Annotated in this window: 12 protein-coding genes and 1 tRNA gene; 4 read left to right on the forward strand and 9 right to left on the reverse strand. The window is 64.1% G+C overall.

What is annotated here, in order from left to right; genetic code table 11:
* Positions 1 to 54: 54 nt before the first annotated feature.
* Both aroC and ACWGL1_RS12635 read right to left on the reverse strand, forming a co-directional pair.
* Positions 55 to 1,140: a chorismate synthase gene (aroC, locus tag ACWGL1_RS12630; protein ID WP_291774934.1), complete on the reverse strand. Its 1,086-nt coding sequence runs from the start codon at positions 1,138 to 1,140 to the stop codon at positions 55 to 57.
* A 10-nt stretch (positions 1,141 to 1,150) separates the two neighbouring features.
* Positions 1,151 to 1,573 carry a DnaJ C-terminal domain-containing protein gene (locus ACWGL1_RS12635; protein ID WP_312217873.1) on the reverse strand — a complete coding sequence of 141 codons (423 nt, stop codon included), beginning with the start codon at positions 1,571 to 1,573 and terminating at the stop codon, positions 1,151 to 1,153.
* Between the two features lie 425 nt (positions 1,574 to 1,998).
* Here ACWGL1_RS12635 and pdxH point away from each other — a divergent pair, with 425 nt between their 5' ends.
* Entirely contained in the window at positions 1,999 to 2,667 is a 669-nt protein-coding gene (gene pdxH / locus ACWGL1_RS12640) for a pyridoxamine 5'-phosphate oxidase (protein ID WP_452112188.1), read from the forward strand.
* A gap of 8 nt (positions 2,668 to 2,675) precedes the next feature.
* Here pdxH and ACWGL1_RS12645 read toward each other — a convergent pair whose 3' ends face one another.
* Positions 2,676 to 3,290 (reverse strand): TetR/AcrR family transcriptional regulator, encoded by a 615-nt coding sequence (locus ACWGL1_RS12645; RefSeq protein WP_338574772.1) that lies wholly within the window; start codon positions 3,288 to 3,290, stop codon positions 2,676 to 2,678.
* Positions 3,291 to 3,378: 88 nt separating this feature from the next.
* Positions 3,379 to 4,023 carry a uridine kinase gene (gene udk, locus ACWGL1_RS12650; protein ID WP_346486853.1) on the reverse strand — a complete coding sequence of 215 codons (645 nt, stop codon included), beginning with the start codon at positions 4,021 to 4,023 and terminating at the stop codon, positions 3,379 to 3,381.
* 173 nt (positions 4,024 to 4,196) lie between these two features.
* Between udk and ACWGL1_RS12655 the strand changes: the two genes are divergently transcribed.
* Positions 4,197 to 5,828 (forward strand): long-chain-fatty-acid--CoA ligase, encoded by a 1,632-nt coding sequence (locus ACWGL1_RS12655; RefSeq protein WP_291774948.1) that lies wholly within the window; start codon positions 4,197 to 4,199, stop codon positions 5,826 to 5,828.
* 16 nt (positions 5,829 to 5,844) lie between these two features.
* The gene (locus ACWGL1_RS12660) at positions 5,845 to 6,525 is read left to right on the forward strand and encodes a DUF1499 domain-containing protein (protein ID WP_291774950.1); all 681 of its coding nucleotides are present in this window, start codon (positions 5,845 to 5,847) and stop codon (positions 6,523 to 6,525) included.
* A 3-nt stretch (positions 6,526 to 6,528) separates the two neighbouring features.
* Here the strand turns inward: ACWGL1_RS12660 and ACWGL1_RS12665 are convergent, their stop codons facing one another.
* The gene (locus tag ACWGL1_RS12665) at positions 6,529 to 7,446 is read right to left on the reverse strand and encodes an MBL fold metallo-hydrolase (protein ID WP_291774952.1); all 918 of its coding nucleotides are present in this window, start codon (positions 7,444 to 7,446) and stop codon (positions 6,529 to 6,531) included.
* 69 nt (positions 7,447 to 7,515) lie between these two features.
* Positions 7,516 to 8,055, reverse strand: a complete 540-nt coding sequence (locus ACWGL1_RS12670) for a hypothetical protein (protein WP_291774954.1) — start codon at positions 8,053 to 8,055, stop codon at positions 7,516 to 7,518.
* 267 nt (positions 8,056 to 8,322) lie between these two features.
* Between ACWGL1_RS12670 and ACWGL1_RS12675 the strand changes: the two genes are divergently transcribed.
* A complete protein-coding gene (locus ACWGL1_RS12675) occupies positions 8,323 to 11,343 on the forward strand; it encodes a TonB-dependent receptor plug domain-containing protein (protein ID WP_338574783.1) in 3,021 nt (1,006 codons plus the stop codon).
* A 197-nt stretch (positions 11,344 to 11,540) separates the two neighbouring features.
* Here ACWGL1_RS12675 and ACWGL1_RS12680 read toward each other — a convergent pair.
* The 3 genes from ACWGL1_RS12680 to ACWGL1_RS12690 all read right to left on the reverse strand — a co-directional run bounded on the left by ACWGL1_RS12680 (position 11,541) and on the right by ACWGL1_RS12690 (position 14,496).
* Positions 11,541 to 11,617: transfer RNA gene (locus ACWGL1_RS12680), tRNA-Asp, on the reverse strand.
* A 102-nt stretch (positions 11,618 to 11,719) separates the two neighbouring features.
* Positions 11,720 to 12,277 (reverse strand): N-acetyltransferase family protein, encoded by a 558-nt coding sequence (locus tag ACWGL1_RS12685; RefSeq protein WP_452112189.1) that lies wholly within the window; start codon positions 12,275 to 12,277, stop codon positions 11,720 to 11,722.
* Positions 12,274 to 14,496, reverse strand: a complete 2,223-nt coding sequence (locus tag ACWGL1_RS12690; RefSeq protein ID WP_452112190.1) for a S9 family peptidase — start codon at positions 14,494 to 14,496, stop codon at positions 12,274 to 12,276. The genes ACWGL1_RS12685 and ACWGL1_RS12690 overlap by 4 nt, the downstream gene beginning before the upstream one ends.
* Positions 14,497 to 14,567 lie beyond the last annotated feature (71 nt).

Below are 14,567 nucleotides of genomic sequence, written 5' to 3' on the forward strand. Positions count from 1 at the left end.
CTAGATAGGATCGCCGAAATCAATTGGCAACCGTGCCTGTTTCATATCGAGTGGCTAACCCACTTGGGCCCGATGCCGCAGCTTGGCGTCGGCCAGCACGATGGCGGCCATGGCTTCGACCACCGGGACGCCGCGCAGCGCGACGCAGGGGTCATGGCGGCCCTTGGTGCGAAGGTCGACCTCTTCGCCGTCGCGGTTGATCGTCTGTCGTAGGGTCAGGATGGAGGAGGTGGGCTTGAACGCCACGCGCGCCGTCAGCGGCTGTCCGGTGGAGATGCCGCCCAGCACGCCGCCCGCCTTGTTCGACAGGAAGACGGGCAGGCCGTCGTCGCCCAGGCGCATCTGGTCGGCGTTATCTTCGCCCGACAGCTCGGCCGCGCCGAAACCCGCGCCGATCTCGACGCCCTTGACGGCGTTGATGGACATCAGGCCCGCCGCCAGTTCGGCGTCCAGCTTGGCGTAGAGGGGGGCGCCCCATCCGGCCGGGACGCCGGTGACCTCCAGCGCCACCACGGCGCCGATGGAGGAGCCGGCTTTTCGCACGCCGTCCAGATACTGCTCCCACGCGGGCACGATCTCGGCCGAGGCGGCGAACAGGGCGTTGTCATAGACGGCGTCGAAATCAATCGCTTCGTCAGGAATACGGTACGGACCGAGTTGGACCACCCCGGCGCGGATTCGAACGTCGTCGCCCAGCACCTTCCTGGCCACGGCGCCCGCCGCCACGCGGCTGGCCGTCTCACGCGCCGAGGACCGGCCGCCGCCGCGAGGATCGCGCACGCCGTATTTGGTCTGGTAGACGTAGTCGGCGTGGCCGGGACGGTAGGCGCGGGCGATCTCGCCGTAATCCTTGGACCGTTGGTCGGTGTTCTCGATCATCAGGGTGATCGGCGTGCCGGTCGTGACCGGGCCGTTCCCGTCGTCGAAGACGCCGGACAGGATGCGGACCTGATCGGCCTCCTGCCGCTGGGTGACGAATCGGCTGCCGCCGGGCTTGCGCTGGTCCAACCAGGGCTGGATGTCGGCCTCGGTCAGCGGGATCAGCGGCGGGCATCCATCGACGACGCAGCCGATGGCCGGGCCGTGGCTTTCGCCCCAGGTGGTGATGCGGAACAGATGGCCGAAGGTGTTGTGCGACATGGCCTCTCGCTTAGGCCGCCATACGCTCCGGCGTCCAGACCCGAGTGAAGCGAAGCAGCATGTCTTCCGCCGCCGACGGCAGGTCGTCCGACGGGATCAGCTTGACGAACAGGTCGCCTGCGGCGCGCTTGCCTCGGGCGGGCAGGCCGAGGCCGGGAAGGCGAAGCCGAACCGGCTCGACCATGTCCGGCACCAGCCAGGCGCTCTGGAGGCCGGCGTGCGTGTCGATTTCTATACGTCCGCCGTCCCGCATCAGGCGCGGCGCTATCGGCCAGTCCATGAACAGGTCGGCGCCCAGAACCGATAATCCGTCGGCGGGCCGGATCAAGACGCGCAGCAGGGACGGGCCATCCTTCAGCCGGATGCGATCAGCGGTCCGCACGCCCGGCGGGACGTGAACCAGAAGGCTGCGCCCCCAGGCTTTGACGATCACGCTGCCCCCGGTCAGAGCCTGCATCGGCGTCAACACGACGAGCGGAGGGGGAAGGGGCGCGGAACGGGCGCCCTGAGCATGAGAGGTTTCGGACCGCTTGCGCGGCGCCGGCAGTGCGCGAGTCTCCGTCTGCAGCAGACGGTAGGCGGCGATGACACGACGAAACCGATCTGCGTCTCCGCCGGGCTGATCCGGACGAGAGGCCTTTACGGCTATACGAAATGCGGCGGCCAACGCCTGCGGGCCTGCCGGACCGTCGAGGCCGAGCAGGCGTCGAGCGTCCATGAATGAGGGGCTGTCCGCGCGCATGGCGGCCACTGTGCAGACCACATGGTCAAGACAGGGTTAACCTTGTTTGCAAAGGCTGACGCAGGTTTGAACGGCGTGCATGTGACGTGGGCCTGAAGCGGGACTATAGGGTCGGCATGACCCAGTCCGTGATCCCGCCCAGCCCGTCTCGGGAAGACTACGCCGCCCAACTTGAGGCGAATGCGGATCAGACCATCTTCGAGCGGGGCGACCCCATCGCCCTGTTCGTGGAATGGCTGGAGGTCGCGCGGGGATCGGAACCCAACGACCCGAACGCCATGGCGCTGGCGACGGTCGACGCCGAGGGCCATCCCGATGTGCGTATGGTCCTGCTGAAGGATGTCGATGCGCGAGGCTTCACCTTCTTCTCCAATCAGGAAAGCGCCAAGGGCGGTCAGTTGTGGGCCAATCCAAGCGCGGCCCTGCTGTTCCACTGGAAGAGTCTGCGTCGCCAGGTGCGGATCCGGGGGCCGGTGGAGCCAGTCAGCGTTGAGGAGGCTGACGCCTATTTCGCCAGCCGCGCGCGCGAAAGCCGCATCGGCGCCTGGGCGTCGGACCAGTCGCGTCCCCTGGCGGATCGAGCGGCTCTCCTGGCGAGAGTGGCCGAACAGACCGCGCGTTTCGACGGCCATGAGGTTCCGCGGCCGGATCGCTGGACCGGTTGGCGGGTCAGGCCGGTCCAGATCGAGTTCTGGCGCGATCGTCCCTTCCGCCTGCATGATCGTCTACGGTTTGACCGGACGGCGGAAGATCAGGCGTGGCGTCGCGGCCGGCTCTGGCCCTGATCAAGCGGTCAGGCGGCGTAACGGGCCAGGAAGGTCTCTACCGCATCTTCGGCGATGGCTGCAGGCGAGCGGGCGGGAAGAACCCGATCCCCGGTCACCGTCGGCACGAAGAACAGCGGGTGTTCGACCATGCCCATCAACTGACTGGCGGCCCAGGACGGCTTGTGAAGCTTCAGCTCGCCCTTTGCGTTCATGTCGGCGAGGGTTGAGACGAGCACCGCGCCGAAATCCTGCTTGGCCTGTTCATAGAAGGCTGTCGCCAGGCTCTCGAAGCGACGACGCTCCGTCATGACCAGGCGAAAAATGGCCCTGACGAACGGGTCGCTGATGAATTCGGCATAGGCGGTCAGAAAGCCGTTCAATCGCGGCCGGGGCGCGCCGGCGCAGGTCTTCACCTTGGCCATTCGCTCGGCGAAGTCGGCGGAGGCTTCGTCGATGACGGCGGCGAACAGCGCCGCCTTGTTCTCGAACATGGCGTAGAGGGTCGCCGTGGATACGCCGGCCTCCCTGGCGATCGGCTCCATCTTGGTGCCGGCGTAACCTTCTTCGACGAAGTGCAGCCGAGCCTGGCGCACCAGGGCGTCGCGTCGGGGGTCTTCGAGGGCGTGGACCGAGACGGTCATCGGATTGTCACCCAATCATTGGACGACGATCCTGCCTTTAATTTGCCACGATTGCAACGATCACGGTTAACGCCGTCAGCGACGCCGGTTAGCTCAACCAGGGTTCAAGCAACGGGTGGGCCAACACCGGCGCCGCCAGGCGCACCACGGCTTGAGGATCTTCCAGGCGAACCGCGGCGGTGGCGTCTGCGACGATGAAATCGGCATGGACCCGGGATGGTTCCGTCAGCCGCTCATGGCCGGGACGGACCGTGGCGAGATATTGCTGGATAACGGATTCGGCCGTGCGGCCGCGCTCGGTCTGGTCGCGCAGAAGGCGACGGATGAAGCGGATGTCTGCGGGGGTGTCGACGAAGACCCGAATGTCGAACAGGGCCGCCAGGGCAGGGGTGCACAGCAGGTGCGTGCCTTCGACCACCACCACCTCGGCGGCCGGCACCGGCTCGCCGCCCGGCTCGCGTCCGTGGTGAATGAAGGAATAAAGCGGGGCGGTCACGCTACGTCCGGCCTTCAGGTCGCTCAGATCGGAAATCAGCAGATCGTGATCACGCGCGGCGACATCGTCGAAATCGTGCGTCGCCGCATCAAAACCGGGGACGGAAGCCGCGTCGAGATAATAGGAATCTTCTCGCAAAAGGGTGGCGACGCCCTCGGGCAGCGAGGAAATCAGGGCCTCGGCCAGGGTGCTCTTGCCGGAGCCCGAGCCGCCGGTGATGGCGATCAGAATGGTCATGAGCGGCTCATTCACCTGGATGGCGCGCGATGCAAGCCTTGATGACGTGCGGGAACGGCGATCTGTCGCGGCCAGCCTTCCCTTGCGTCACGTTGCCTGTCGCGGTTCACCTGTCTTAGCGTGGATGCAAGCGCCGCTTTCAACCAAGGCGCATGGACGAGGGAAGACGCCGAATGCTGGGTATGATGCAGGACTGGCCGTTGACGGTCGACAAGATCCTCGATCACGCGAAGAACTGGCACGGACGGCGCGAGGTCGTGACGCGTTCGGTGGAAGGGCCGATCGTCCGCACCACCTACGCCGCCATTCACGAGCGGGCGCGCCGCGTGTCGAACGCCTTGCTGGCCTGGGGGATCAAGCCGGGCGACCGTGTCGCCACCCTGGCCTGGAACACCGGCAATCATATCGAGACCTGGTACGGCATCATGGGCATCGGCGCCGTCTGCCACACGCTCAATCCGCGGCTGTTTCCAGAGCAACTGGCCTACATCATCAATCACGCCGAAGACCGGATCATCTTTACCGATCTGACTTTCGTGCCGCTGCTGGAGGCCATCCTCCCGCATTGCCCGACCGTCGAACGCGTCATCGTGATGACGGACGCCGCTCATATGCCTTCGGCCAAGCTGCCGAAGGGCGAAGCCTATGAGGCGGTGCTGGAGCAGGCGTCGAGCGACGTGGTCTGGGGCGGGTTCGACGAACAGACGGCCTGCGGCCTCTGTTATACCTCGGGCACCACAGGCAATCCGAAGGGCGTGCTGTATTCGCACCGCTCGAACTTCATCCACACCTTGCTGGGCCTTCAGTCCACGGTGATGGGAGCGACGCCCAATGAGGTGATCCTTCCGGTCGTTCCCATGTTCCACGCCAACGCCTGGGGCATCGCATTCGGGGGGCCGGCGGCAGGCTCGAAACTGGTCATGCCGGGCGCCAGGATGGACGGCGCTGCGCTCTATGAGCTGATCGAGACTGAAGGGGTCACCTTCTCGGCCGCCGTGCCCACCGTGTGGCAGGGGCTGTTCGGACATATGATCGAGAACGGGCTGAAGTTCTCCACCTTGAAAAAGGTTCTGATCGGCGGCTCGGCCTGCCCGGAGGCCCTGATCCGCGGCTTCCAGGAGAAGTTCGGCGTCGAGGTGGTCCATGCCTGGGGCATGACGGAGACCTCTCCGATCGGCACCATCGCCAACCTGACGCCCGAACTGAAGGCTCTGCCTTATGATCAGCAGATGGCCTGGCGCATGAAACAGGGCACGCCGCCGCTGGGGGTCGAGCTCAAGATCAAGAACTACGGCGGTCAGGAGATGCCGCATGACGGCAAGACCTTCGGCCGGGTGATGGTCAAGGGACCGACCATCGCCGGCGCCTATTTCAAGGGCGAGGGCGGCGACATCCTGGATCACGAAGGCTTCTTCGACACGGGCGACATCGCCAGCGTCGACCCCGAAGGCTTCATGCAGATCACCGATCGCGCCAAGGATGTCATCAAGTCGGGCGGGGAGTGGATCAGCTCCATCGACATCGAGAACATCGCCGTCGGCCACCCCAAGGTCGCCCTGGCGGCCGTCATCGGCGCGGCGCACCCCAAATGGGACGAGCGGCCGGTGCTGCTGGTCAAGCTCAAGCAGGGCGAGGTCGAGGACAAGCAGGAACATCTCGACTTCCTGCAGGGCAAGATCGCCAAATGGTGGATGCCGGACGATGTGGTCTTCGTGGACGACATCCCTCTGGGCGCCACGGGCAAGATCGACAAGAAGACCCTGCGTGAGCGAATGACGGACTACCGGCTGCCCACAGCCGGTTGATTCGACGGAGGACGCCGTGTCGACAACCCGCCCCAAGAGCCAGTCTCTGGCCGTGCTGTTGCTTCTGGTTGCGCTGCTCGCGCCGGCCTTGTTGCTGGTCGCAGTCTGCGGCGCGCGCCTGGGCGTGTGGAGCGCGGAATTCAGCCTGGGCGTGCTGGCCCTGAAAATCGGTCGGATCCTGGCCTTCGCGGGATTGTCGGCCGCTCTGGTCGCCTGCCTTTTGGCATTCCGTGAGCGGCGCTTGGTCGGGATCGCCGGCGCGGCTTTGGCGATCGCCGGGGTGACGGTAGGGGGCTATCTGGTTCAGGAGCGGCGTTTCATCGCCGCCCCGCTCGACGTCGCGACGGACCCATCGGATCCGCCCGCCTTCGCCCGCATCCTGGCGGCGGAGAGGCGCTTGGCGGGCGTGACGGAAAGCCAGCCTCAGGCCTGCGAAGGCCTGACCCACGCGCCGACCCAGGTTGCGCCGGAGACGGCGGCCTGGGCTCTCGAAAAGGCCGGGTTCACTGTTCTGGGCACCGCGCCCTTTCGTGTGGATGGACGCAAGGAAGGCGCCTGGTTCGGCCTGACGTATGATGTCAGCGTTCGTATTCGCCCTGGGCGCACGGACGTGCGTGTCGCGGGACGCGACGACCTGGAGGTCGGGGATGAGGCCTGTCGTCTAGCCAGGGCCGTGGTCGCGCACCTAGCGCCTTAAGCTTCAGAGCGCCGGGTCGACCAACCGCCAGGTCGCGGCCAGTTCAGCCCCGGGCGAGGGGCGAACTCGGCCTTCCTTCTCCAGCTTGATCAGGTGCGCCAGCACCGAAAGGCTGGCGGCGGGCCAGAGGCCCTGGTCAACCCCTGCATAGAGGGCGGGAACCATGTCGGCGACCCTCCGATCCCCCGAGGCCAGTCGGGCCATGATCTGAGCCTCCCGTTCCAGGCGGTGGGCGCGATAGGCCTTCAGGAAGGGCGCGACCTGGGTGATCGCTGGGCCATGCGTGGGCCAGATCGTCGAGAACCCACGGGCGAGAACGGCGTCCAGGCTCTTCATATAGTCCGCCATGTCTCCGTCCGGCGGCGCCACTACCGTCGTCGACCAGCCCATGATGTGGTCGCCGCTGAACAGGGCGTTTTCCTCGCGCAGGACGAAGGCCATATGGTTGGAGGCGTGGCCCGGCGTCGCCAGGGCCTCCAGCGTCCAGCCGTCCCCTTCGATCCGCTCGCCGCCGACCAGGATTACGTCCGGCTGAAAGTCGGCGTCGTCGTCCTCATCCAGAGCGCCCGAGGCGTGCACGGTCCGGTCCGGCGGACGAGCCGCCAGGATGGGCGCGCCGCCGACCGCCTCGGCCAGGGGGCGGGCGAGGGGCGCATGGTCCCGATGGGTATGCGTCACCAGGATATGGCTGACCGTTCGGCCTTCAATCGCGCGAATCAGGGCCGAAAGATGGGCCTCGTCCATCGGCCCGGGATCGATCACAGCGACCTCGGCGCCCGGCCGGTCCCGTCCGATGATGTAGACGCCCGTGCCGGTGAATGTGAAAGGCCCCGGATTGTCTGCGATCACGCGCTGGATCAGAGGCGAGACCTGATCTCGACGTCCATAGGCGAAATCGAACTGGCGGAGGTAGGGGATCATGACGGTGCTTCGTTCTCAATATGGACGATCTTTCCCGACATTTCACGCCTATTGCTGCCAGGACTGTGCTCACTGTCTTTTCACTCGAATGGCGCGAGCATCGCCTACATTCATAAGGTAACTGCCAAAAGCTGCGCGGCGAATACGAACCTCAACGCCGCTTTGGTCGCGAATGCGCGGTGTTTCATTGTCGATCTGCTTCCATTCGCTGCCGTCGGCGAGATGGAATGTCCATTGCCCATAGCCGTCTCTGGACGCCCTCCTCAGGGTGGTCTGGATCGATGATATCTCCTCCCGCTCTGCACTTGCTCCGAGGAATGATGGCAAGGTCACGCCGTTGAAGCCGAAGAGGTTGCGCTGCGCTTCTCGTACCTGAGCTCCATCGATGATCGTCAACTCTCCCGCCTTATGAGCCTGGAGCAGCCTTTCAGATGCGCGGTCCAGGCAGGGCAGGCGCAGCGCGGGGTCGGCAATTGAACGGCAGGCCTCGATCTCGTCCACTGGTGAACGTTGATCGGCGGCGAAAGCTTGCGAGCTCCACATTGAGATACCGGCGATAACTGCCAGTAGGGTGGCAAATTTTGCGGAAATTTTCTGTTTTTCTGACATTTCTTCGAAGCTTCATTCTGGTCAATAAAAAGGCGCTCGCCTCTCGGTTGAGTGTTCTCTACGAAAGGCCGTGGCTATTTTGTGACATGAATGAGGTAGATTCGTTGCGTGAAAGTAATTGGCCTAGAATTCCTTCTGTGGTGCCGGTTATGGATCGTCTAGCCGTTCGTTCGATTCTCCCTGTTGGGGGGCGGGAGCGAGGTGGCCGCGCCGGCAGATGGGGTAAAAACTCCGTTGGGGGCCAGGTGCAACACAGGAGGATTTATCTTGAAGATCCAATTGAAGCGTGAGCGCCTGCTTGCGTCGACATTCATTGCCGGGTTGGCGGTGGCGGGCATGGCCAGCCCCGCTTTCGCCCAGACCACGCAGAGCGGTGAACCTGCGAGCCAGGTTTCGGACGTGGTCGTCACCGGCTCGCGTATTGTCCGCCAGGACTATGACGCTCCGAGCCCGGTCACGACGGTGACGGCTGAGACCATCGAACTGACCAGCACGCTTTCGGTCGAGAATTTGCTGAACGAGCTGCCGTCGGTTGTGGCTGGCAACATGGCCACCTCAAATAACTCGGGCGGCGAAAGCTTCGCGACCGTCGACCTGCGCGGCCTGGGGCCGAACCGCACCCTGGTGCTGATCAACGGTGAGCGCCTGCCGGCCTCTTCGACCACCGGTGTGGTGGATTTGAACACCATTCCGACGTCGCTGGTGAACCGCGTCGAAGTCGTGACGGGCGGCGCTTCGGCTGTTTACGGCTCAGACGCCGTCGCCGGCGTCGTGAACTTCGTGTTGAAGGACAACTATGAAGGCGCTGAACTGTCGGCGACCTATGGCGCGTCCTTCGACGGCATGCAGCCGGAAGTGTCGCTTACGGGTCTGTTCGGCGGCAACTTCGCCGATGGTCGTGGCAATCTGACCGCTTATGCAAGCTACTACAGCCGCGAAGGCGTGAGCCAAGCGGAACTGCCTTATTCGGCGGTTTCTGCGGCCATCGCTTATGACGCCAGCGGGCGGCCGATCGTCGTCGATTCCGCCCAGAAGTACCTGGATGCTATCGCCGGCGGCGGCGGCACCTATTTCGCGGGTGGTTCAGGCACCTCGGCATGGGGCACGGTCTACAACGATCCGAGCAACCCCTTCAGCAACCTGGGAGCGCTTGTCGGCGCCACAGGCAATACCAACTTCGGCGCAGGCGGATATGATACGAACTGCGACGGCGTGGCTAATACCGGTGCGTATAACAGTGGGAACCTGTCGTTCGACACTAGTGGGGCGTTGACGCCCTACGCCGGCAGCGGCGCTTGCGCTGTGCCTGATCGTGCGGCCGGTTCCTCGCGCTACAACTATGGTCCCGACAACTATCTGATTCTGCCGGCCGAACGCTTTAACATCACGACGATCGGTCACTACGACATTACCGATTCGCTGCGCCTGGACGTTCAGTTGAACTACGCCAATACGTGGCAGGAAGTGTCTCTGGCGCCGACGCCGGCGACCGGTCTGACCGTCAATCTGACGCCAGCCATGCGCGATCTGATTCAGACGAAGCACTCCGATCTGTGGGCCGCTCTGCAAAGCCGCGCTGATCCCGACGCGCCGTTCACCATGGACCGCCGTACGAACGAGGTCGGCGCCCGCTTCGGCGAAACCAAGAACAGCTCGCTGGCCATGCTGGCGACGCTCAGCGGCGACTTCGGCGGCTCGGGCTGGGATTGGAGCCTGACCACCAGCTACGGCAAGAACCAACTCCAGGATCTCGGCCGGAACAGCGTGAACAAGACGGCTATCCGTCAGGGGCTGGCCGGGTGTCAGGATCCGACGTCGGGCGCGCCGTTGGGGATCAACGCCCTGCCGGGCTGCGTGCCGCTGGATATCTTCGGCGAAGGCACGCTGACGAAGGAGATGGTCGACTTCATCACGGTGCCGACCTTCTCGACGACCGACATCGAAGAGTCGCGTATCGCGGGCTTCGCGCGCGGCGACCTGATGACCCTGCCTGCGGGCCCTCTGGCGGCGGTGTTCGGCTTCGAATGGCGTGAAAGCCGTGCTGAGTTCCGCGTCGATAACGAACAGCGGACCGGCAACATCTACGGCTTCAACGCCATTCAGGATCAGGGCGGTTCGATCAGCGTTTCGGAACTTTACGCCGAACTCTCCGTGCCGTTGCTTCGTGATCTGCCGGGCGCCAAATATCTGGGGATGGACTTCGGCTATCGCTATTCGGACTACTCGTCTGTCGGCGGTCTCGACACCTATAAGATCGGTCTGGAGTATCAGCCCCTCGATTGGCTGAAGTTCCGGTCGGTGTTCAACTCCGCGGTTCGCGCGCCTAGCGTGTTCGAACTTTATCAAAACGGGGACCAAGGTTTCCCCAGCGCCATCGACCCCTGCATGATTCAAGGCGGTTCTGCACCTTCAAGCGCTATCGCTGCATTCTGCGCCCAACAGGCGCCAGGGATCGATTTCGCGGGCGGCATCACCCAGAATAACACTCAGGTTGAGGCATTCGCCTTTGGTAATCCGAATCTGAAGCCGGAATCTGCCGAAACCCTCACTTTCGGGGTGGTCTTCCAGCCAGATTTCTTCCCAGTTGGCAACTTCCGCGCGACTGTTGATTATTATGATATCGAGATTACCGATATCATTGCGTCGCTCGGGGCCAACTATTGGATTGAGGCGTGTTACGACTCTCTCAGCCTGACGTCTGAAGCTTGCGGACGCGTCGTGCGTGACCAAGTTACGGGTCAGCTTGATTTCGTGAACACGACGCGCACAAACGGCGGTTTCTATCGCACCAAGGGCATCGATACCCAGATCGACTGGTCTGTCGATATGGAAGAGTTCGGTCTTCCGGGGCGCCTGCGTGTCAATGAACTGTTCACCTACGTCGATGAACTGAACTTCGATGGGGATGATTCTGTCGGCTATGGCTATTCGTCTATCGGCGGCGCCAACTTCGACTGGAAGTCTGTCTTGTCGGTTACCTATGACATTGCGGATTGGACGATCTTCGCCCGGTGGAGCTATACCCCGCCGTTGAAGGATCCGGTCTTCGTCAACGCTGTGGATGACAGCGAGTATGAAATGCCGGAGGCGAGCTACTTCGACCTGTCGGCGAGGTGGAATGTCACCGATAACTTCCAGCTGACAGCCTTCATCGGCAACGTGTTCGACAAGAATGCGCCGCAGACGCCGATCGGCGTTTACAACGGCCAGGCGAACACGGACACCCAGCTGTACTATCCGGGCCTGTTGGGACGCATGTTCTCGATTTCGGCTCGCGCTCGCTTCTAAGTCTGGAAGCCAGCGTAGATATGGAGGGCGGCGGACTTCGGTCCGCCGCCTTTCTGTTTTGCGGTTAGGTCGGAATGGTGCGTCTAGAGGAGTAGGCGAGCGAATTGGATCGACGGCGACGTACCGGTCCCGAATTTTTTGATGTTCAGAGAATAGAGGAAGGGCGGTGCGCCACTCCCTCAGATCCCTGAGAGGAGTGGCGCGAGTGACGGGGCTCGAACCCGCGACCTCCGGCGTGACAGGCCGGCACTCTAACCAACTGAGCTACACCCGCGTTTCTCTCCCCACGCGGAGGAGAGGAGGGGCGAATACGGTTCGTCGCGCCTGGGGTCAAGCGCATTGTGGCGCTTCTACAAAAAATCTGCGAAATCAGGCTCTAGCGGCCGCAATCCAGGCCAGCGGCGTCGGGCGGCGTCGCCCCTCCGGGACCCAGCGCCTTCTGCATGAAGACGACATCGCGCCAGCCGTCGAATTTCCAGCCGGCGTCGCGAAAGGCGCCGACGTGGGCGAAACCTGCAGCCTCGTGCAGGGCGATGGAGCCGGCGTTGGCGCTGTCGCCGATCACCGCCACAACCTGACGCATTCCCAAGGTCGTGCAGGTCTCGAGCAGGGCGTCCAGCAGGGCTTTTCCGACGCCACGTCCCCGGCATGCTCGGGCGACGTAAATCGAGTCCTCGACCATGAAGCGATAGGCGGCGCGCAGGCGATAGGGAGCGGCATAGGCGTAGCCGGCGACCTGTCTAAGTCCGTCGGGGCCGTCGATTTCAGCGACCAGGACGGGCAGGCCTAAGGCGGCGGGCGCGGCCAGACGCGTCCGCATCTCGTCGGCTGAGGGGACGTCCAGTTCGAACGTCCCTGTGCCGTTCAGCACGCTGTCGGCGTAGATGGCCGTCACGGCCGCCAGATCGGCTTCCGCAAACGGTCGGACGATCACGCCTTTTCCCATCCCTTTTCCACCGCCCAGACGGCGAAGGCGTAGTCGTGGGCGATGTCTTTCAGATAATCGAACCGGCCGGACGAGGCGAAGTGGCCTGCCTCCATATTGATCTTCAGCAGCACAGGCTTGCCCGATGTGGAGGCCGGGCGCAGCTTGGCCACCCACTTCTCAGGCTCCCAATAGGTCACGCGCGGGTCGGACAGGCCCCCGGTCGCCAGCAGGGCGGGATAGGGCTTGGCCTCGATCTGATCATAGGGGCTGTAGGAATACATGTAGTCGTAGGCGTCGGCGTCCTCGATCGGATTGCCCCACTCAGGCCACTCGGGCGGGGTCAGGGGCAGGGTGATGTCGGACATGGTGTTGATCAGGTCGACAAAGGGCACGCCGCCGATCACGCCGGCCCACAATTCCGGCCGCATATTGGTGATCACGCCCATCAGAAGCCCGCCGGCCGACCGGCCTTCGGCGACGATGTTGCCCGACCGGGCGTAATTCTCTGCAATCAGATGATCGGCGGCGGCGATGAAGTCGGTGAAGGTGTTCTTCTTGGTGAAGCGTCGGGCGTCCAGGAACCAGTTCCAGCCCTTGTCCGAGCCGCCGCGGATGTGAGCGATGGCGTAGATGAAGCCTCGATCCACCAGAGACAGCCGGTTCGTCGCGAAACTGGCCGCCATCGGAATGCCGTAGGAGCCGTAACCGTAGAGCAGAAGCGGCGCCGAGCCGTCGACCGGCGTGTCCTTGCGGCGCAGCACCGTCACCGGCACCAGTTCGCCATCCGAGGCGGGGGCGTTCAGGCGCTCGACCACATAGTCGGCCGGGTTATGGCCCGAGGGGATTTCCTGGACCTTGCGCAGGGCGCGCTCGCGCGTCCTCAGGTCGTAGTCATAGGTCGAAGTGGGGGTCGACGGCGAATTGTAGCCATAGCGCATGACCGTGGTGTCGAACTCCGACGCTCCGCCCAGCGACAGGGCGTAGGCGGGTTCATCGACGGCGATCTCATGCTCGGCGCCGGCGCGGTCGCGGATGACGATCTTGGTGTTGGCGTCGGCGCGTTCCTGACGGCCGAGGTAGTCCTTGACCAGGGCCACGCCCTCGATGAAGCGGCCCGGCGTATGCGGGATCAGGTCCTTCCAGTTCGCCTTGGCGGGGGAGGCGGTCGGCGCCTCCACAACCTTGAAGTCGACGGCGTCGTCGGCATTGGTGCGGATCACCCAGCGGTCGCCCCAATGGTCCAAGTCGTACAGACGGCCCACATGGCGCGGCTCGACCACCACGGGCGTCGCCGTCGGATCGGAAGCCGGAATGATGCGGCTTTCCGAGGTCTCCTGATTGGCGATGTTGATGACCAGGAAGGCGTCGTCGGCGGTGCGGCCGATGCCTTGGAACATGCCCTCGTCGGCTTCCTCGTTGACCAGGGCGGTCTCGCCGCCGCGCGCCGGGCGACGGAAGATCTTGTCCGGACGACCGTTGTCGTCGCGGTTGGTCCAGAAGATCCACTGGCTGTCGGGCGAGAAGGTGAAGTTGGCGCTGGCCGATTCGATCGGGTTGGGCAGCACCTCTCCGCTGGCCAGGTCCTTCACATAGATCTTGTAGACTTCCGAACCCTGGGCGTCCTCGGCATATGCGAACAGGGCGTGGTCGGGGCTATGCTCGGTCGCCGAGACCTCGGAATAGGCCTTGCCCTCGGCCAGGGCGTTGCAGTCCAGCAGCAACTCAGGCGTCGGGGCCTTGACGAAATTCTTGGTCACGGGCTGACCGCCGACCATCCAGGTCCCCTGGCGCTCGACCCGCATATAGCGGGGGTGCTGCTCGCCGGTGCGGTACTCGGTGAAGTATTCCCACGGGCCGTCAGCGGCGGGCACGGAGCTGTCATCCTCCTTGATGCGGCCCTTCATCTCCTCGAACATCGCGGCCTGCAGCGGCAGGGTCGAGGCCATCATGGCTTCGCGATAGGCGTTCTCGGCGGTCAGGTGCTCCTTGACGTCAGCCTTGATCAGCGACGGGTCGCGCAGCACCGCCTGCCAGTTGTCGTCCTTCATCCACTGATAGTCGTCGGTGCGGACCCGGCCCAATTGTTCGATGCGAACGGGGACCTTCTTGGCGACGGGCGGCGCGGGTTTGGACATCGAGGCTCCGGTAGTCTGGCGGGCAAGGGCGGGGGAGACGGCGACCACGCCGATGGCGGCGGTCGAGGCGATCAGTTCGCGACGGTTCATGATGATGGCGTGCCCCAAGCATATGATTTGAGCCGGACCTTGTGCCCGGCGACGCTCGGCGTCAAATGGCG

This window comes from Brevundimonas sp. NPDC055812, from assembly GCF_053616535.1.